At 69.9% G+C, this 19,327-nt stretch carries 15 protein-coding genes and 1 pseudogene; 3 read left to right on the top strand and 13 right to left on the bottom strand.

The window, feature by feature from the left end:
- Nucleotides 1-5: 5 nt before the first annotated feature.
- Together scpA and CFREN_RS07100 are read right to left on the bottom strand one after the other, a co-directional pair.
- Nucleotides 6-2,264: a methylmalonyl-CoA mutase gene (gene scpA / locus CFREN_RS07105; RefSeq protein ID WP_035119750.1), complete on the bottom strand. Its 2,259-nt coding sequence runs from the start codon at nucleotides 2,262-2,264 to the stop codon at nucleotides 6-8.
- Nucleotides 2,265-2,272: 8 nt separating this feature from the next.
- A complete protein-coding gene (locus CFREN_RS07100) occupies nucleotides 2,273-4,156 on the bottom strand; it encodes a methylmalonyl-CoA mutase family protein (RefSeq protein ID WP_209652881.1) in 1,884 nt (627 codons plus the stop codon).
- A 374-nt stretch (nucleotides 4,157-4,530) separates the two neighbouring features.
- Here CFREN_RS07100 and CFREN_RS07095 point away from each other — a divergent pair, with 374 nt between their 5' ends.
- Together CFREN_RS07095 and CFREN_RS07090 are read left to right on the top strand one after the other, a co-directional pair.
- Nucleotides 4,531-5,214, top strand: coding sequence for a TVP38/TMEM64 family protein (locus tag CFREN_RS07095; RefSeq protein WP_209652883.1), 684 nt, complete (start codon nucleotides 4,531-4,533; stop codon nucleotides 5,212-5,214).
- 9 nt (nucleotides 5,215-5,223) lie between these two features.
- On the top strand, nucleotides 5,224-5,796 hold the full coding sequence (locus CFREN_RS07090) for a DNA-binding protein (protein WP_070522271.1): 573 nt from the start codon (nucleotides 5,224-5,226) through the stop codon (nucleotides 5,794-5,796).
- Between the two features lie 27 nt (nucleotides 5,797-5,823).
- On the opposite strand, the gene CFREN_RS07085 is transcribed toward CFREN_RS07090, so the two are convergent.
- The 5 genes and pseudogenes from CFREN_RS07085 to CFREN_RS07065 all read right to left on the bottom strand — a co-directional run bounded on the left by CFREN_RS07085 (nucleotide 5,824) and on the right by CFREN_RS07065 (nucleotide 11,593).
- Nucleotides 5,824-6,762 (bottom strand): glutathione S-transferase family protein, encoded by a 939-nt coding sequence (locus tag CFREN_RS07085; RefSeq protein WP_244979731.1) that lies wholly within the window; start codon nucleotides 6,760-6,762, stop codon nucleotides 5,824-5,826.
- A 387-nt stretch (nucleotides 6,763-7,149) separates the two neighbouring features.
- The gene (locus CFREN_RS07080) at nucleotides 7,150-8,145 is read right to left on the bottom strand and encodes a hypothetical protein (RefSeq protein WP_217124656.1); all 996 of its coding nucleotides are present in this window, start codon (nucleotides 8,143-8,145) and stop codon (nucleotides 7,150-7,152) included.
- Nucleotides 8,146-9,030: 885 nt separating this feature from the next.
- Nucleotides 9,031-10,188 (bottom strand): annotated as a pseudogene (locus CFREN_RS07075) (SPFH domain-containing protein); the annotation flags it as partial.
- 4 nt (nucleotides 10,189-10,192) lie between these two features.
- Nucleotides 10,193-10,630, bottom strand: a complete 438-nt coding sequence (locus CFREN_RS07070) for an NfeD family protein (protein ID WP_035120731.1) — start codon at nucleotides 10,628-10,630, stop codon at nucleotides 10,193-10,195.
- A 114-nt stretch (nucleotides 10,631-10,744) separates the two neighbouring features.
- On the bottom strand, nucleotides 10,745-11,593 hold the full coding sequence (locus tag CFREN_RS07065) for a DUF3097 domain-containing protein (RefSeq protein ID WP_209652890.1): 849 nt from the start codon (nucleotides 11,591-11,593) through the stop codon (nucleotides 10,745-10,747).
- A gap of 106 nt (nucleotides 11,594-11,699) precedes the next feature.
- Here CFREN_RS07065 and CFREN_RS07060 point away from each other — a divergent pair, with 106 nt between their 5' ends.
- Nucleotides 11,700-12,560 carry an Rv1486c family protein gene (locus CFREN_RS07060; RefSeq protein WP_244979524.1) on the top strand — a complete coding sequence of 287 codons (861 nt, stop codon included), beginning with the start codon at nucleotides 11,700-11,702 and terminating at the stop codon, nucleotides 12,558-12,560.
- Nucleotides 12,561-12,578: 18 nt separating this feature from the next.
- Here the strand turns inward: CFREN_RS07060 and CFREN_RS07055 are convergent, their stop codons facing one another.
- The 6 genes from CFREN_RS07055 to CFREN_RS07030 form a co-directional block, all read right to left on the bottom strand.
- Entirely contained in the window at nucleotides 12,579-13,676 is a 1,098-nt protein-coding gene (locus CFREN_RS07055; RefSeq protein ID WP_209652892.1) for a ferrochelatase, read from the bottom strand.
- Nucleotides 13,677-13,753: 77 nt separating this feature from the next.
- On the bottom strand, nucleotides 13,754-14,731 hold the full coding sequence (locus tag CFREN_RS07050) for a VWA domain-containing protein (RefSeq protein WP_209652894.1): 978 nt from the start codon (nucleotides 14,729-14,731) through the stop codon (nucleotides 13,754-13,756).
- Nucleotides 14,728-15,600 carry a DUF58 domain-containing protein gene (locus CFREN_RS07045; RefSeq protein ID WP_209652897.1) on the bottom strand — a complete coding sequence of 291 codons (873 nt, stop codon included), beginning with the start codon at nucleotides 15,598-15,600 and terminating at the stop codon, nucleotides 14,728-14,730. Before CFREN_RS07045 ends, CFREN_RS07050 begins: the two co-directional genes overlap by 4 nt.
- Nucleotides 15,597-16,526 (bottom strand): AAA family ATPase, encoded by a 930-nt coding sequence (locus tag CFREN_RS07040; RefSeq protein WP_052054018.1) that lies wholly within the window; start codon nucleotides 16,524-16,526, stop codon nucleotides 15,597-15,599. The genes CFREN_RS07045 and CFREN_RS07040 overlap by 4 nt, the downstream gene beginning before the upstream one ends.
- 96 nt (nucleotides 16,527-16,622) lie before the next feature.
- A complete protein-coding gene (locus CFREN_RS07035) occupies nucleotides 16,623-18,215 on the bottom strand; it encodes an NlpC/P60 family protein (protein WP_246580199.1) in 1,593 nt (530 codons plus the stop codon).
- Between the two features lie 531 nt (nucleotides 18,216-18,746).
- Nucleotides 18,747-19,250: an Rv1476 family membrane protein gene (locus CFREN_RS07030; RefSeq protein ID WP_141743044.1), complete on the bottom strand. Its 504-nt coding sequence runs from the start codon at nucleotides 19,248-19,250 to the stop codon at nucleotides 18,747-18,749.
- Nucleotides 19,251-19,327 lie beyond the last annotated feature (77 nt).

The raw sequence follows: 19,327 nt of genomic DNA, 5'->3' as shown, positions 1-19,327 counted from the left end.
GCCGACTACTCGGAGTCGTCGGCGCCGGCGTCGTCGGCCGCGTCGGAGTCGGAGTCGGAGAGCGACTCCAGCTCCAGGCCGAGATCGGCGGCCAGCTTGCCGATCATGTCGATCGCCGCGTCGGCGATGACCGTGCCCGGCGGGTAGATGGCCGCCGCGCCGGCGTCGTAAAGCTCCTGGAAATCACCCGGGGGGATCACGCCGCCGACGACGACCATGATGTCCTCCCGGCCCAGCTTGGCCAGCTCCGCGCGCAACTCCGGCACCAGGGTGAGGTGACCGGCGGCCAGCGACGACACGCCCACGACGTGAACGTCGGCGTCGACCGCGGACTTGGCGGCCTCCGCCGGCGTCTGGAACAGCGGCCCCACGTCGACGTCCATGCCCAGGTCGGCGTAGGCCGACGCGACGACCTTCTGACCGCGGTCGTGGCCGTCCTGGCCCATCTTCGCCAGGAAGATGCGCGGGCGGCGACCCTCCTCGGCCTCGAACTCCTCGGCCAGCGCAATGGCCTTCGCCACGTTGGACACGGCGCCCTCCTTGCCCACCTCGTCCTTGTACACGCCGGACAGCGTGCGGATCTCGGCCTGGTGACGGCCGAAGACCTCCTCCATCGCGTCGGAGATCTCGCCGATGGAGGCCATGGCGCGGGCACAGTCCACGGCCAACTTCAGCAGGTTCTTGTCCAGATCACCCGGCTCGCCCGGGTTGCGGCACGCCTCGGTCAGCGCCCGCAGCGCGGCCTGGGTCTTCTCCTCGTCGCGCTCGGCGCGCAGCCGCTGCAGCTTCTCGTTCTGCTCCTGGCGCACGCGGGAGTTCTCGACCTTGAGGACCTCGATCTCCTCGTCCTCGTCGACCTGGTACTTGTTCACGCCGATGAGGGCCTGGCGGCCGGAGTCGATGCGCGCCTGGGTGCGGGCAGCCGACTCCTCGATGCGCAGCTTCGGAATGCCCTCGATGGTGGCCTCGGCCATGCCGCCGGCCTCCTCGACCTCCTCGATGTGGCCCCGGGCCCGCTTGACCAACTCGTTGGTCAACCACTCGATGTAGTACGAACCGGCCCACGGATCCACCGGGCGGGTCGTGTTCGACTCCTGCTGCAACAGCAGCTGGGTGTTGCGGGCGATGCGGGCCGAGAAGTCCGTCGGCAGGGCCAGCGCCTCATCCAGCGCATTGGTGTGCAGCGACTGGGTGTGGCCCTGGGTGGCGGCCATCGCCTCGATCGCCGTGCGGGCCACGTTGTTGTAGACGTCCTGGGCGGTCAGCGACCAACCGGAGGTCTGCGAGTGGGTGCGCAGCGAACGGGACTTCGGGCTCTTCGGATCGAACTTGTTGACCAGCTCGGCCCACAGGATGCGGCCGGCGCGCAACTTGGCGATCTCCGTGAACGTGTTCATGGAGATGCCCCAGAAGAACGACAGACGCGGAGCGAACTTGTCGATGTCCAGACCGGCGTCCAAACCCGCGCGAATGTACTCGACGCCGTCGGCCAGGGTGTAGGCCAGCTCCAGGTCGGCCGTCGCACCGGCCTCCTGAATGTGGTAGCCGGAAATGGAGATCGAGTTGAACTTCGGCATCTTCAGCGAGGTGTACTCGAAGATGGACGAGATGATCCGCATCGACGGCTTCGGCGGGTAGATGTACGTGTTGCGGACCATGAACTCCTTGAGGATGTCGTTCTGCACGGTGCCGCGCAGCTCCTCGGTGGGCACGCCCTGCTCCTCGGCGGCGACGATGTACATCGCCATCACCGGCAGGATCGCGCCGTTCATGGTCATCGACACCGACACGCCGCCCAGGTCGATGCTGTCGAACAGCTGCCGCATGTCGTAGATCGAATCGATGGCCACGCCGGCCATGCCGACGTCGCCGGTGACGCGCGGGTTGTCCGAGTCGTAGCCGCGGTGCGTGGCCAGGTCGAACGCGACCGACAGGCCCTTCTGGCCGGCGGCCAGGTTGCGACGGTAGAACGCGTTGGACTCGGCGGCGGTGGAGAAACCGGCGTACTGGCGGATCGTCCACGGCTGGTTGGTGTACATGGTCGGGTACGGCCCGCGCATGAACGGGGCCAGACCCGGGAACGAATCAACCGGGTGGCCCTCGGCGGCCGCGGCCTCGCGATCGGCGCGTTCGTAGACGCGCTTGACGTCGATGCCCTCGGGAATCGTCCACGTTTCGGTGGCGGCGCCGGTCGCGTCTGCCGCGGCGGGGGCGGCGTCGGCGTCGGTGCGCGGCACGTCCGCGAAACTGGGGATGGTGGTCATTGGTCCGTTCACGCTCCCAGGGAGTCCAGCAGCCGCGACAGTTCCGCGACGGCGTCGATGTTCATGGTCAGGTAACCGTCCGGTCGGGCATCGCCCCCGGCATCGGCGAACAGCTTCTCCGGCCCGGCGACGAGCACCTCGGAGGCGCCGGCGGCGCGGGCGGCGGCAACGGCCTCGGCGCCGGAGGCGGTGTACTCTCCGTCGGCGCCGCACAGCACGACGATCGGGGCGGACGCGGCGGCCTCGTCGAAGGCGGCCTCGCCCGGCACGACCTGGCCCGGGTTGAGGGCCTCGATGCCGCCGGAGGCCATCAGGTTGGCGGTGAAGCCGGTGCGGATGTTGTGCTTGGCCAGCGGGCCCAGCGGCAGCATCGCGATCTGCGGGCGGCGGCCCTGCTCGGCGAGGAAGTCATCCGAACGGTTGCGCAGCGCCTCGAAGTCGGCGGCCCAGCGGCGGATGCGCTCCCCCTCTGGACGGGCCTCCGGCGGCAGCGGCGCCTCGGCCAGGTTCGGGAACTCGTTGATCGCCGTGACCTTCGTGCGGCGGTGCGCGATGTCCGCGCGACGCGCCTCATGGGCGGCGTCGATGTTCTCGCGGACGTGATCGAAGGCGGTGTCGATGCCGCCGTAGGACTCGACGTCGGTGAAGATCTTCCACGCGCGGTCGGCGATCTCGTCGGTGAGTTCCTCCACGTAGTAGGAACCGCCGGCCGGGTCGGCGACGAAGCCCAGGTGCGACTCCTCCAGGAGCAGCAGGTTGGTGTTGCGGGCGATGCGGGCCGCGAACGTGCGGGACACGCCCGGCTGGCCGCCGTGGATGGCGTTGTCGAACGGCAGCACCTCGACGGTGGTCGCCCCGCCGACGCCGGCGGCGAACGCGGCGACGGTGACGCGCAGCATGTTCACCCACGGGTCACGCTGCGAGAACATCACCGGGGCGGTGACGGCGTGGTTCGGTGCGGAGCCGTGCTCGGCGGCGCCGGCGACCTGGGCGACGCGGGCCCACAGGGTGCGGGCCGCGCGGAACTTCGCGATCGTGTTGAACTGGTCGTCGGTGGCCGAGTAGCGGAAGGAAATCTGGTCCAGGGCCTCCTCGACGCTCAGACCGGCCTCGGTCAGGGCGCGCAGGTACGCCACGCCCACGGCCAGGGCGTAACCGATCTCCTGGGAGTCGGTGGCGCCCATGTTCGCGAACGCCACGCCGTCGACCAGCAGGGTGCGGACGCTGCCGGGTCGCTTGGCGTTGGCGACGGCCATCTTCACGGCCTCGTCCAGCGACACCTCCGGGGCGCCGGTGTACTTGCTGGTCAGCGGGGCGACCGACAGCTCGATGTCGACGGCCTCGGGGTCCTTCAGGTCGGCGTCGTCGACAAGCGCGAACAACGCGTCGGCGGCCTCGGCGACCCGTTCGCCGGCCTCGATCGCAATCGGCGCCAGGTCCAGGTACACGCCCTTGAGCAGCGCGGGCAGATCCGCCGCAGTCAGGCCGTTGCGCAGATCCACGCGCACCGCGGACGTGCCGTTGGTCAGCGCGTCGAGCAGCGCCTCGTTGACCTTCGCGGCCGGGCCGGAACCCGCGCGGCCGAACGTCTCGCGCACTCCCCAACCGGCGTTGTCGGCGTCGCGCAGGCGGGCGCCGCGGGTGAACGGGAACTGGCCGGGGGCCGGGACCTCCGCCAGATCATCGGCCCGGGTGTACAGCGGCCGGACCTCCACGCCGTCGTACGTGGTCTTGATGAGCTTCTTCCAGACGTCCAACGGCACGTCGGCGACGTCCTGCTTCCGCACCCGGGCGAACACCCCGGCGACGGCCTTGAACCACGAGGCCTGCTGCTCCTCGAAGTCTGGCGGAAGCGCGGTCGCGGAGGAGTTGGGGGCCGTTCGGTCAGTCACGGCGGACCTTCTTCCTTGCTTGTCGTGCGCCCCACGCCCGGCCACTGGGCCGCGCCGATGGGCCGTGGAAAAGGCCGTTCGGTGCGGCCGCAGTGGTCTGGCGCGGACGCCGCTGTTGAATTGAACGAAACCGGCCGAACCGGATTCCCGGCGCTCGACGACACCGTTCACCCACTGTGAGCCGGTCACCTTTCCAATACTAATTAGGCTCCGGCACGAGCCGTGGTCGGGTATCCTCCCCCACCCCCGATGTGCGCATCGGGCCCGGACGTTCGTGCCCGAGTTCGCCCTTTTCGGGCTTTGCGACGCCCGATTCCCGCCGTGGCCGGTGTGCTGCGGGGTTCCGTGGCGCAAACGGGGGTAATCTCGATCCGATGTCAACGCGCCCCTCCCCTTACCGCCGCCGGCGGGCGATCCGCCCGCTGGTGTTGTTGGCTTTGGGGCTGGTGGCCGTCGCGGTGCTGTACGTCGTCGACGTGCCCACCGTCGACGCCATCCGCGGTTGGGCGGAGGCCACCGGCGCCTGGTTTCCCGTGGTGTTCTTCCTGGCCTACGTCGGGTTCACGCAGCTGCCGGTCCCCCGCACGGTGTTCACCCTGTCGGCGGGGATCCTGTTCGGTGCGGTACCGGGCATCGCGATGGCGCTGGCGGCCACCGGTGCGTCGGCGATCGTGTCGTTGGTCGTCGTCAGGCACTTCGCGCGGGATTGGGCGCGCGATGTGCTGATGAGGCATCGCCGCGTCATGGACCTCGACCACAGGCTCGAGCATCGGGGTTGGTTGGCCGTCGCGTCGCTGCGCATGATCGCCGCGGTGCCGTTCGCGCCGCTGAATTACGCGTGCGCGCTGTCGTCGATCCGGCCGCTGCCGTTTTTCCTGGCGACCATCGTCGGCTCCGCGCCCGGCACGATCGTCACGGTGCTGTTCGGCAATGCGCTCATCGTCGGCATGGATTGGCGGATCGTGGTGGTCACGGGGCTGCTGGTGTGCGTGGGCGTGGCCGGTTTGGTTCTCGACGCGCGGATGCCGGTCGTCCATTCCGTCAAGTCACCGGGGTAGACTCGAGGCATGTTCGCCGTACATGCCCGTTATCGGGGACGCTCGACCCGCCGCGCCGACCACGTGCGTGCCTCGGGCGCGGCGCTGTCGAGGCTCGACGGCGTGGGCAAGGTCGCGCCCTCCGGCGTCGAGGAGCTGTCGGCCCATCCCCGGGACGCCGTCGCGGTGACCACGTTGGTGCTGGCGTTGCTGGCCGCCGGCGATTGGTCGATCGGCATCGGCGTTTCTCCGGCCGGCGACGCCGATGCAGCGTCGGTCGCGGCCGCGGGTGTGCTGGGCAAGGGCGGGCGCGCGGGAACGGTGCGGGTGCGCATCCGCACCGGCGATCCCGGGGGCAAGGAGCTTTCCGACGACATCGCCGCGGCCTTCACCCTCCTTCACCACGTGATCTCGCGACGGTCCCCCGAGGGCCGCGAGGCGACGAACCTCGTGCGCGCCGGATGGACGCAGGTGGAGGTGGCCGCGGAGCTCGGCGTGAGCAAGCAGGCCATCAACCAGCGCCTGCAGGCGGCCGGTTGGCATGCGGAGGAAGCCGGCTGGTCGCTGGCGGTTCACCTGCTCCAGCGCGCGGCACGCGACTGACGGTCCCCCGCGTTGGCGGCGGCGGCCCTACCTCAGGGGGCGCTGCGGATCCGGCGCCGTGCCATCGCCGAACGGACGGCCGCCGAGCTTTTCCCGGCCATGCGGGGTCAGCCACACATCCTCCGCCGGGCCCTTCGGAATGATCTGCGTCGGATTGATGTCCTTGTGAACCACGTAGTAGTGGGCCTTGATCTGGTCGAAATCGACCGTCTCGCCGAAGCCCGGCGTCTGGTACAAGTCGCGCGCGTAGGCCCACAGCACCGGCATCTCCGACAGCTTCTGCCGGTTCGCCTTGAAATGCCCGTGGTAGACAGCGTCGAAACGCACCAACGTGGTGAACAGGCGGATGTCGGCCTCCGTGATCGTGTCGCCCATCAGGTAGCGGCGATCGGCCAGACGCTCCTCCAGCCAATCCATCGCCGCCCACAGCCGGTCGTAGGCCGCGTCGTACGACTCCTGGGACCCCGCGAAACCGCAGCGGTACACGCCGTTGTTGACCTCGGTGAAGACGCGCTTCATCACCGCCTCCATCTCGTCGACCACATCCTCCGGCCACAAGTTCGGGGCGCCGTCGCGGTGGAACTTCTGCCACTGCGACGCGAAATCACGCGTGATCTGGTCGAAGTCGTTTGTCACCACCGCGCCGTCGCGCTCGTCGACCATCGCCGGCACCGTGATGCCGCGCGGGTAGTCGGGCTCGCGCGCGAAGTACGCGTCCTGCAGCCGCTCGATGCCCAGCACCGGATCGACGCCGCCGGGATCGAGATCGAACGTCCACGACCGCGGATCATGCACGGGGCCGGCCAGTCCCATCGAGATGACTTCCTCCAAGCCCAGCAGCCGGCGCACGATGATCGCCCGGTTCGCCCACGGGCACGCCTGCGCCGCGATGAGGCGGTAACGGTTCGGTTCGACCGGGTAGCCGTCTTCGCCGTCGACCGTGATGCGCGAGGTTATGTACCGCATGTCGCGGTTGAAGTCCTTGCCCTTGTCCACGTAGACGCCCGGCGTGTCGTGCGGGTTCGTGGCCCGGTCGTCGCGCCGGGTGTTTTCGTCGTTTGTCCTGGATGCGCTCACAAACCCCACCATATGTGACATATCAACAATGGGCAAGGGGTCGATCGCCCGGCATGGAGGCCCGGGCGCCTGCGGTAGTGGTAGCTCGGTCATCTCTCCCGCCCCACCCGTCGCTTCCGGCTCTTTCGTCACGTATCCGGCGTAGATCGCCCGAAACGACTCAGACCCCGCCCGGAAAACCCCAGGTCACGGAACAACGTCGTGAGTCGTTTTGGGCGATGCGCCGGGTTCCAGTGCGTGGGAGCGATGCGCCGGGTTCTAGTGCGCGGGGCCCTTTCACCGCAAACGAAACCCCTCCGGCCACCGCCGCCCGGCGGGCACGAACCGCACCGACGACACCGCCCCCGCCGCGACCGCCCGCCGCTGCCGCTCCAACGCCTCGGCCACCATCCGCACGCCCTCCCCCGACACCACCTGCGGATACGTCACGCGCAGCACCGCCAGTCCTTTCTGCAACATCTCCGTCTCGCGCCGCCACTCGTACTTCGACCTGGCCTGCCCATCGCCGTACCGCCCGCTGAATTTGCCCTCGCCGTGGACCTCCACCATCAGCAACCACTCCGAATACCCGAGGTCGACCTGCCCGATGAAAATCCCGTCGGCAGTGAACACCCGCAACTGCACTTCCGGCGCGGGCAGCCCCGCCTCGATGATCTGCGCCCGCAGCAGCGACTCCGGCGCACTGTCCGGAAACTGCGACGCGCACGCCACCGTCCGTAGCGCCGCCGCAGGGTTCGGGCCCAGCGCGGCCGGCCGCATCAGGTCGATGGCCGAATTCCCCAACCGCAACGCCGAATCCGCCGCGACGAGCCCCGCCCCGAACCCGTGCCGCCGCGTGATGTCGGCGATCGTCGCCCCCGGTGACGTCACCGCCCGGCCGTCGACCGCGACCACTTCATCCGGCCCCCAGACCAGCTTGCTTTCGTGGATGGTGCCGCGCGTTTCGAACTTCCGCCTCGTGGGGTGGGCCAGTTCGATGATGTCGTCGCCTGGCGGGACCGGCCATTGCGGTGCGGGGCGACCGTCGGCGGGCATCGGTTCGATGATGTCGAGGCCGTGGACGAGCGCGGCGCTGCGCCCGACGATGACCATGTCGCGTCGGCCGTCGGCTGCGGTGAGGTGGCGGAGGCGCCGCTTGTCGGTCTCGGTCAGCGTCGCCCAGTCGACGGCGGGTACGTAGATGTTGGGGTGCAGGCGGTGGAGTTCGCCGGCGGTGCATCGACGGGCGAGTGTTTGGCGTTCATTTTTGGTGGTCCCCCTCAGTGTTTTCACGCTCATTTGGACGCCGCCGGGGCCCGTTCGGTTCCATCCGTTTCGGCGGCGGCCTCCGTTCGGGGGTGGGCGCGGCCGGGTCGGCGTTCGAAGGGTCGGGTGCCGCCGGGGGCGGGCTCGGTTGTTTCGTGCTTTACGACGTCCCGCCACTCAACTCGTGCCCGCCACTCAGCTGATGCTTTACGACGTCCAATCGCCCAAAACGACTCACTCGGCCTCTCCTTGACCTGGGGTTTTGCGGCGGTCTCGTGAGTCGTTTTGGGCGATACGTCCGTGGATAACGTGAAATGGGCCGCCAACGTCACAGTGACGTTGACGGCCCATGTTCGGATCCATGTCGGGGGTCATCCCGGCAGTGGCGGAATGACGGTGGGACAGCCCCGGGGCTCTCCACCGCTCGGAGGGTTACTGGGTGGGACGCCAGGTGTCTCCGGGGTTGCCGCCCTTCTCGCCGCCCGCGCCGCCCGCGCCCCGCGCGCCGTCCGGGGTGCCGGAAGCGCCGGGGCCGGAGTGACGGCCGGCATTGCCGTTGCCGGGTCCGGAACGGAAATCCGACGGACGCTGGCCCGAGACGAACCCGCCGGGCTGATCCGACCGACCCGGCTGGCCGGAGCCGAACCCTCCGGGCTGCCCCGGCTGACCCGGCTGACCGGAGCCAAACCCGCCGGACTGGCCCGCCGAACCTGACTGACCCGGCTGGCCCGAACCGAACCCGGCCGACTGGGCAGGCTGACCCGACATACCCGGCTGACCGGCCTGAGCCGGCATACCCGGCTGCTGGCCGACGCCGCCGCCGGCCGGGCGGGAATCGCCGGCGGGCAGACCACGCTCACCGCGATCGGAACCGCGCCCGTCCTCGGGACCGATGCCGTCCTCACCCGGGATGGGCGACTCCTTGGCGGCATCCTCCGCGGACTTGCGCTTCGACTGCACCACGGCGGTCGGATCCTCGACGGGGCGGTTGGCGACCTCGTTGGCCGCCGCCACGGCACGCGCGATCTCCGGGTTGGAGGACATGTCGAACCAGTCCTCGTCCTTGTCGCGCTCGGCCTCCTCGCGGGCCTCGGCGGTGACGGCCGGCGGCTCGTAGCGGAACACGCCGTCCTCGTCGGCCTTGCCGAACGCGCGGGCGAAGCTCTCCAGCGAGTCGCCGAACTGGGAGGGAACCATCCAGACGGTGTTGCCGTCCTTGTTGGCCAGCTCGGGCAGGGTCTCCAGGTACTGCCAGGCCAGCATTTCCGGGGTCAGCTGCGACGCCTTCACGGCGGCGTTGACCTTCTGCAGCGCCCGCGCTTCACCCTGGGCCTCGAGGTAGCGGGCGGCGCGGGTGCCTTCGGCGCGCAGGATGGTCGCCTGCCGCTCACCTTCCGCGGCGAGAATGGCGGCGTGCTTGTTGCCCTCGGCGGCGAGGATCTGCGCCTGCTTGCGGCCCTCGGCGGTCTTGATGTCCGCCTCGCGGGTGCCCTCCGCGGTCAGAATCATGGCGCGCTTTTCGCGGTCGGCCTTCATCTGCTTTTCCATCGACTGCTGGATGGACGGCGGCGGCTCGATGGCCTTCAGTTCGACGCGGGCGATGCGCAGGCCCCACTTCGCGGTGGCCTCGTCGAGTTCGCCGCGCAGTCGGCGGTTGATGTAGTCGCGCGACGTGAGGGTTTCCTCCAGCGTCAGGCCGCCGACGACGTCGCGCAGGGTGGCGGTGGTGATCTGCTCGATGCCGAAGATGTAGTCGGCCACGCCGTAGATGGCGCGGGCGGGGTCGTTGACCTGGAAGGTCACGACGGTGTCGATGGCGACGGTCAGGTTGTCCTCGGTGATCACCGCCTGCGGGGGGAACGTGACCATCCGCTCTCGGGTGTCGACCTTCTCGCGGACGTTGTCGATGAACGGGATGATGAACGCCAGGCCACCGGACAGCGTCCGGGTGTACCTGCCGAGCCGTTCGATGACGGCGGCCTCGCCCTGCGGGACGAGAATGATCGCCTTGCTCACCACCACCAGCACGAGAAAGACGAGTACTAGGGCGAATACGACTCCTGTGGCCATGGGCTCACACCTCCTTGTCCACGACGGCCGTGTTGCCGTCGATGCTGACGACCGTGACCCGGTCCCCCGGCGAGAATGTCACGCCGGGCACCAATGCGCGCGCCGACCAGAGTTCGCCGGCTATGCCGATCAGTCCGGTTCGGTCGTCGATCGCCTCTTCCACGGAGGCGGTGCGGCCGACGAGTTGGCGGGGGTTGGATTCGACTTTCCCGGAGTCGACGCCGGTGAACATCTTGCGTCGCAGCATGGGCCGCACCAGGGCCATCAAGCCGATGCTGGTGACGGCGAAGACCGCGACGTCGACCCACAGCGGGGTGTCCGCCAGCGACACTCCGGCTGCGGCGAGCGCGCCTCCCGCGACCATCAGCATCGACAGATCGCCGATGGCGAACTCGAGGAAGACGAGCAAGATGCTCAGTCCAAACCAAATGATCGAAGCCACGGGGCCATCCTACAAAAGGTCCCGGATCCCGCGGCGGAGGGACTTTTTGCTTGACGACGGCCACGTGGTCGTCGTCAAGCCGACAAACGCGGGTGCGGCCGGGCCTGAACCGGATCAGCCGAGGTGGGGTTCCGTGACGAAGTCGACGAGCCGTTCGACGGCGCCGATGAGCGAGGGTTCGAGGTCGCGGAAGGAATCGACGGCGCCGTAGACGCGCCGCCAGCCGTCGGTCGGGTCGCCCCAACCGAGGCGTTCGCACACGCCGGTTTTCCAATCCTCGCCGTAGGGGACCTCGGGCCAGGCGCGGATGCCCACGGCCGACGGCTTCACGGCCTGCCACACGTCGATGTACGGATGACCCGTGACCAGGACGTGGGGGCCGACCTGCTGCGTCATGCGGGACTCCTTCGACCCTTCGACGAGGTGGTCGGCGAGCACCCCCACGCGACGGTCGGGGCCCGGTCCGAACTCGGCGAGGCGTTCGGCGAGGTTGTCCAGCCCCTCCAGGTGCTCGACGACGACGCCTTCGACCCGCAGGTCGTGGCCCCACACCCGCTCGACGATGGCGGCGTCGTGGATTCCCTCGACCCAAATGCGGCTGGGCAGGGCGACCTTCGCCTGCACGTCGGCCACCCGGCGCGAACCCGACGCGGAACGGTTCAGGCGCGGGTCGGCCTGCTTCGGCGCGGGGCGGGTCAGGGTGACGCGGCGACCGTCGATGAGGAACGCGCTCGGCGTCATCCGGAACAGCCGTACCTTCCCGCGGCGATCCTCCAGCTTGACGCAATCGCCGTCCTGCAGTTTCTCGAACCCGACCACCGCCCCGACGTACCCGTCGACCGCCGACTCCACGACGAGGCCCTCGTCGGCCGGCACTTCCGGGGCCACCATCGCCTTGCGCCGCGCATGGCCGCGGGCGCCGCCGAAAATGTCCTGGGAGGCATAGGGGTCGTGGTAGCTCATGGCGATCGAGGGTAGCCGACGGCTGCGGAGGTCCCGGGCAGGCGTCACGGTCGCCGTGCCGGGTCGCCACCTCGGTCGCGGCCCCGGTCGGCTACCGTGTCCTGCCATGGAACGACCTCCGGTGGATCGCGTCGCCGTCGATCAGGTGTGGACCCCCGTCCAGCACACGGCCCTGTGGTTGGGCGCGTGGGTTACGGGGCAGGTCTCGTACGACCACCTGCTCGACGCGCTCGACGCCGTCGGCGGGCCGCATTCGGCGGAGCTCGTCGATGCGACTGTGCCGGCGGTCGTCGACGTGGATGCGCCGCTGGGGCGCGCAGAGCTGCTTCGTCTGGTGCGCGCGGTCACCGATGGCGGCGCGTGGGCCCGCGATGCCGAACCGCCGGTGCGGCTGGTGTTGTCCGGGCCGGGTGAGGCGCCGATGCTGCCCGCGGGAACGGAGCTTTACGACGCCGCCGCCCGGGCCGGTGCGGCCATCGTGTTGGCGGATGCGACCCCGGGGTGGCGTCACGTGCTCGTGCCCGACCGTTTGCCCGCCGGCGGCGGCGTTCGGTGGCTGTGGTTCACCGTGGAGGGGCATCTGCCGGAACCGGCGCACCTGTCCCCCGGCGAGGCTGATTTGATGCTCGCCGACGCCACCCGCCGGGCGGCGGCGGACATCGCGGCGGCGTCGCCCGGGGCGCGTCCGGGTGCGGCGGCGCCGGATCCGCGGCTGATGGTGGGCATGCTGACGGATCACTTCGATCTCGCCGAGCTCCCCGACGAACTGCCGCGGCGTGCCGGCGGGTTGCTCGCGCGGGCGGACCGGCTGGCGGCGATTCTCGCCGTCGGGCGCGGCGAGGCTCCCGGGGCGGGTGCGGCGCATGACCCCCACCTGATTCCGCTGTGGCGCGACATCCGTGCCGCGCGGGTGGCCGCCGTCGATCACGCCGTGCGCGAGTGGGCGGCCGACTACGCCGGAGCCTGAGCGGTCGCGGCGGGTGCGTCAGTCGGGGCGCCCCGCATGGGAGGGCCGCGCGGCGGGGATGCAGCAGTCCACGGCGCAGGGCTTGCCGTCGCAGGCGGAGCCGAGCAGCGGTTCGAGGCCGAGGCGGCGGGCCGGGGCGCCGTCGGTGCGCTCGCGGATCAGCTCGACGACCATCTCGGTGAATGCCTCGGACGGGCCGGGCGTGGCCACGCGTTCGATGACGATGTCGTGGGCGTTCATTTCGTCCTGCAGCTCCGAATCGAGGTCCCACACGACTTCGATGTGGTCGGAGATGAAGCCGACCGGGCACACGACGGCGGCGTTTTCCCCGTCGGCGAAGATCGCCTCGATGTGGTCGACGATGTCGGGTTCGAGCCACGGCACCTGCGGCGGGCCGGACCGCGACTGCCACACGACGTCGAACTCGGTGGCCCCGACCTGCTCGGCGATGAGGCCGGCTGCTTCGTTGACCTGACGCGAGTAGAGGTTCCCGCCCAGCGACGCCGGCCCGGAGGCGTCGTCGGCGGCGTTGGGGATGGAGTGGGCGGTGAACACCAGGCGCGCGCCGTCGCGGCGGTCGGCGGGCAGCTTCGCGCGGGATTCGCGCACCGCGCGGGCGTATTCGCCAATGAACAGCGGGTGGTCGTGGAAGCCGCGGAGCTTTTCCATCTCGATGGCGCCGAGCTCCGGCTTCGATGCGAGGTGCTCCCGGGCGCGGGCGATGTCCTCGTGGTACTGGCGGCAGCCGGAGTATCCGGCCCAGGCGGAGGTGGCGAACACCAGCGCGCGGGTCACGCCGTCGCGGGCCATGTCCTCGACGGTGTCCTCGATCATCGGGTGCCAGTTGCGGTTGCCGAAGTACACCGGCAGGTCGATGCCCTCGTCGGCGAGTTTCTTCTCCAGGTTGGCGATGATCTCGCGGTTGAGGTCGTTGAGCGGCGAGCGGCCGCCGAAATGGTGGTAGTGCTCCCCGACCTCGTCGAGACGCTCGGGCGGGATGCCCCGGCCACGGGTGACGTTTTCCAGGAAGGGGCGGACGTCCTCTTCCTTTTCCGGTCCGCCGAAGGACAGGACCAGGATGGCGTCGAAGGGGTGGTCGGGTGCGGCGTCGGTCATGCAGGACAGCTTAACGGGACGGCTTCACCCGTCGAACAAGGGGACCCTAAGTGGGTTGGGGCTTGGCGACGCCCGTCTCAGGGCACGCGGCGGCCGAGAACCAACGAGGAGCCGGCGGAGATGACCAGCAGCACGAAGGACGCCGCCATCCACGGACGCGGCTTCTCGCTGCGACGCAGTTCGTAGCCGATTTCGTCGGTCAGTGCGCCGTAGACGTCGCGCAGTTCGTCGAGGCTCGCCGCGGAATGGAACTCGCCTTCGGTGCGGCGGGCGATTTCCATGAGGGATTCGTCGTCGTTGGGCACCTCCAGGACCTGGCCGTCGATGTTGACCACGCCGTCGCGGGTGCCGAAGGAGATGGTGTGGATGGGCAGTCCGATTTTCGCGGCCTCGTCGGCGGCGGTGTACGCGCCGCGGGGGTCGTCGAGTTCGGCGGGGATGGTCTGTTTGCCGTCGGACAGCAGGACGATCGCGGCGGGCGGGGGTCCTTCCGGACCCTGGACCTGTTCGCCGAACTGGAGGATCGCCGATTGCGCAGCGGCGATGGCGTCGCCGGTGGCGGTGGCGCTGTCGAGGGTGGCCCCGTCGAGGGCGCGGGCGACGGTGTCGTGGTCGGTGGTCGGCATGACGGGGGTCTGCGCGCGGCCGGCGAAGGTGACCAGCCCGACGTTGAGGTCGTCGGGCAGCGATTCGATGAACTCGCGGCCCGCCTGCTTCGCCGTGGTCAACCTGTCCGGCTCGACGTCGGTTGCGGACATCGAGAGCGACACGTCGACGGCGAGCATGATCGTCGCCCTGTTGCGCGCCACCTTCGTCTCCGCCATTGGTCCGGCCATCGCGATCGCCAACACCGCCAGCGCGGCCAGCAGCGCCGCGACGGGCACGTGCCGCAGCCAGGGGTGCCCGGGGCCGGTCACGTCGGCGACGACGGTGAAGTTGCCGAACGCGATGGACCTCCGGCGCTTGCGCTTGTCGACGACGACGTAGGCGGCGGCCGCCGCGATGGGCACCAGCAGCGCGAGCAACCACCACGGGTGGGCGAAGGAGCCGGTCATCGGGCACCTCCCCGCCCCGGGGCCATCTGACGGGCGAAGTCGAGCACCCAGTCCCGGTCGGTGCGCAGCTCGACGATGCGGGCGCGGGCCGACCGCAGCGCGGCGGTGACCCGCTCGGAATGCTCCCGCGCCGCCGTTTCGTAGCGTCTCCTCGTCGCGTCGTCGATGTCGACGTCGAGGATCTCCCCGGTCGTCGGGTCGGACAGGCGGACGGGACCGGCGCCGGGCAGCGACTCGTCGGCGGGGTCGATGAGCCGAATGGCCAGGACGTCGGTGCGGGTGCCCACCACGCGCAACGCATCGGCCCAGTCCACCGGCCCGAGGAAGTCGGAGATGACGGTGACCAAACCGGCCCTCGGCGCCCGCGAGGGCAACGTGCCCAGGTCCGCGGCCAGACCGGAACCGCCCACGTGCCGCGCCGCATGGGCGATCAGCCGCATCGCATGGGCGCGGCCCTGACCGGGCGGAATCAGGGTGCCGTCGGCGACCAGCGCCGTGCGGTCCCCCGGGTTGTCCGCCAACAGCGTCACGGCCGCCGTGGCCGCTGCCAGCAGGTGGCGTTTCGTCGTGGGGCCGGACCCCGTCGTCAAGCGGGGCGACGACTCCGCGACGATCCACGATTCCAATTCGCGCTCGGCCTCGGGGTCGCGCACGTGGGCGACGCCCGTGCGCGCGGTGACCGACCAATCCATCAGGCGGACGTCGTCGCCGATGACGTACTCGCGGGCCGAATCGGGATCGGTGCCCGGCCCCGTCGCCGCCGACGCGAACGTGCCGCGCAGCAGACCGTCGAGCCGGCGGGTCACCGTCAACTCGAGGTGCCGCAGAACCCGGTCCAGGTCGCGGTCGATGGCCGGGGTGTCGCTCATTGCCCGGCGCCCACCTCGGGCAGACGCACCCGCGCCAGCACCCGGTCGATGATGGCCTCCGGGGTCACCTCGTCGGCAAGCCCCTCGTAGGACAGGACCAGCCGGTGGCGGAGCACGTCGGGCAGGACCTCCACCACATCGGCCGGGGTGACGTAATCGCGGCCCTTGAGCAGCGCCGTCGCCCGGGCCGCGGTGATCGCGCCCAACGTCGCACGCGGCGACGCGCCGTACGCCAGCCACCGGCCCACGTCATCCAGGTTCGCCCGCGACGGATTGCGGGTCAGCTCGATGACCGCCACCACGTAGTCGATGAGCGAATGGTGGACGAACACCTCGCGGGTCTTCTTCTGCAGCGCCCGGACGGTGTCCGGATCGAGGACGCGGCCGGCCGTCGGCGGCGTCGACCCCATCCGGTAGACGATCTCGCGTTCCTCCGCCGGCGTCGGATAATCGACGATGACCTTGAACAGGAAACGGTCGCGCTGCGCCTCCGGCAGCGGGTACACGCCCTGGTTTTCGATGGGGTTCTGCGTCGCCAGCACCAAAAACGGCTCCGGCACCGGACGCGACACGCCGGCGATGGACACCTGGTGCTCCGCCATGACCTCCAGCAGCGCCGACTGCACCTTCGCGGGCGCGCGGTTGATCTCGTCGGCCAGCACGACGTTGGCCATCACAGGGCCGGGCTCGGTGATGAACTCGCCGGTGTCCTGCCGGAACACGCGGGTGCCCACGATGTCGGAGGGCACCAGGTCCGGGGTGAACTGGATGCGGGAGAAGCTGCCGCCGATGACGGTGGCGAACGTCGACACCGCCAGCGTCTTGGCCACGCCCGGCACGCCCTCCAGCAGCACGTGGCCGCCGGAGAGCATGGCCACGACCAGCTGCCGGCACAGGTGCTGCTGGCCGACGACGACGCGGCTCATCTCGGAGAGGACCCTGCGCAGATCCGGGGCGTTCGTTTCCGGGGCGTCGGTCACGTCGTCTTCTCCTGTGGGGTCGGGTGGGGTGCTCCCCGCAGATTAGACGAGGCGCACGACGTTCGGGGTCATCCCGTTGTATCGCACGGCGGTGACGCGGACGTGCGAGCCCGACTGCGGGGCCTCGATCATCTGGCCGTTGCCCAGGTAGATGGCGACGTGGCCGTGGCCGTTGGGGCCGTAGAAGATGAGGTCGCCGCGCTCCATCTGGGACGCGGGGTAATGCGTGCCGCGCTGGTACTGGTAGCCGGTGTAGTGCGGCAGGTTGATGCCGATGCCGGCGTAGGCGTAGAGCGTCAGTCCCGAGCAGTCGAAGCCGACCTTGTTGTAGTCGCCGTGGGCGTCGGCGACGCCGCCGTCGCGGATGCCCTTGGTGGGGCCGTTGGCGTTGCCGCCGCCCCAGGCGTAGGGCACGCCGATCTGCGACATCGCGCGCGAGATGACGGTTTCGATCTTCGCGGACCGGTCTCCGGCGGTCGGCGACGGCGATTCCGGGTTGGCGGGCGTGGCGGTCTGCACCGCCGTGCCGTTGGTTCCGGTGCCGTCCGTGGTGCCGGGGGTCGTGGTGGTTTCGGCGTCGCTTTCCGACGCGTCGGCGTCCGAGTCGGAGGTGCCGGCTTCGTCATCGTCGGTGCCCGTGCCCGAGGTGCCGGAGGTGCCGGACTCGCCCGAGGTGCCGGAGTCGCCCGAGCCGCTCGAACCGTTGGCCGTGTCCGCGGCGGATTCGTCGGTCTGCGACGGGCGCGGGGTGACGGTCGGGGCGTCGCCGGCGTCGGCTGCCGCGTCGGACTCGGTCGCGCCGCCGTTGGCGGTGACCTCGTCGCGGGCGTCGTCGGCGGCTTCGCGGACGACCTCGTCTTCGGAACGGCCGTCGCTGGAACCGCCGGAACGGTTGTAGGCGTCCAGGGCGATGCGGGCGGCGTCGAGGGCGGCGCGGGCGGCGTCGCGCTGGATGACGGCGGCGGCATGCTTGATGCGTTCGTCGTTGAGCAGGCGCTCGGCTTCCTTGAAGGCGCGTTCGGCCTCGCCGTGGAGTCGCTCGGCCTCGGTGGAGGCCTCCTCCGCCTTGCGACGCATCTCCCGGAGGGTGGAGTCGGCGTTGGCCGCCTCGGTGCGGGCGCGGTCGAGCTCGTCGACCACGAGGCCCTGCTTGTCGGCCTCGCGGCGCAGCGTCGAGGAACGGTCGAGGACCTCGGCGGCGTCGGACGCTCCGCCCAGCGCGGACGGCAGCGAGTAGCCCTGGCGCATCGCGGCGCGGGCCATGTCGTCGAAGGTGCCCTGGGCGGCGCGGAGGTCGTCGCGCGTCCCGCCGAGGGTGCGCTTGGCCTCGTCCGCCGCGTCGCCCGCACGGCGAGCCTCGCGGCGGGCGTTGCCGAGGTCCACGTTGGCGCGGTTGACGTCCTCGCGCAGCGAGCCCATCTTCAGCTCGAGATCGGAGACGGTGCGTTCGCGTTCCGTCACCTCGCGGACGAGGCTCTGCAGGACGCCGTCGGCGGTCGACTCCGCATGCGAGTCACCCCCGGTCGGCTGCGCCGAGGCCGTGGGGACGTGCGTGGCCATCAGGCCGACGATCATGGCTCCGGCAATGGGGCGGGCCCACCCGCGGCGGGTCCGGTTCGTCCGGATAACTGCCACCTGAGACTCCTTGCTGTGCGAAATGAACCGGGGGCGTTCGACTCGTACGGCAACTTCCCCATTGCCCGAATCGATTGCCGACGGCTGTCGGCGTCGCACCCGGTGGTGCGTGCCCCGGGAAGCGACAGGCGCACCCGGGGTAACAATGAGCACGCTACGACACAAGGTTCCCCAAGAGCACACGAGTCACAGGCGAAACGTGCGTCCCGCTGTTCGTGACCGTTTCGTTATGGGTGATGGTCTGCGAATTCCACAATGTGTTCGAATAGTGTGATATTCGTCACAAATTGCGGTCGGGGCCGCGTGTCGGTACGCGAAATCGTCGCAAAGCAAGTACCTGACCTTGTCGCCGGTCAAGCCAAGTGACTTGATTCTTGCCTGTGGGTAAGCATGGGTATATCGCATTAACTATTCGTCAATTTAACTATTCGTCAATGCGTTTATCGAATCGTTATGCCGCTGCGGCGGCGTTCCTCGGCGTCGGCCGTCCCGTTCGGTCCGGTCGGCCCGCGCGGTGTCGGCCGTCCCCGGTCAGCCCCGGTTGCCCCGATGCGAGCGGATCCACCAGAACGCGATGAGCGCGGCGAACACCACGACGATCCCCCCGCCGACGGCGAGACTGTAGTTGACCCACGGCACCGTCCAGTCCCCCGCGATGTCGATGAACGCGTCGAAGCCCTGCGGATACCGCTCGGGGTAATCCTCCATCATCGCGAAGCCGGCCTGCTCGAGCGCCGCCTGCGGAATCTCGTCCGAGGCGGCCGACACCGAAAACGGCGCACGGACGATGACGGTGCCGCCATCCTCGGCCACGACCTCGTTGGCGAAGTTGCGCAGATCGGTGGTGCCCATCGGGTCCTTGTCGACGATGACGACCTTGAGGTCCTCGATGCCGCGGGCCGGCGCGGAATCGACGATGGGGCGCAGCGCGGCCTCCAGATCCTCGTTCGCGGTGACGATCGGATCGTGCTGCAACGCCTCCGACACCGTCTTCGCGTCGAGGTTCTCCAGGTACATCGATGTGCCCTCGCTCATTGTCGCGTCGCCTTCTCCCGGTCGTCCTTGTCCCCCTCGTGCCCCACCATCATGCCGTCCCGCGGGGGTGATGTCGG

The sequence above is a fragment of the Corynebacterium freneyi genome, from assembly GCF_030408835.1.
Lineage (GTDB): Bacteria > Actinomycetota > Actinomycetes > Mycobacteriales > Mycobacteriaceae > Corynebacterium > Corynebacterium freneyi.
This window is presented reverse-complemented; position numbering and strand designations above follow the sequence as displayed.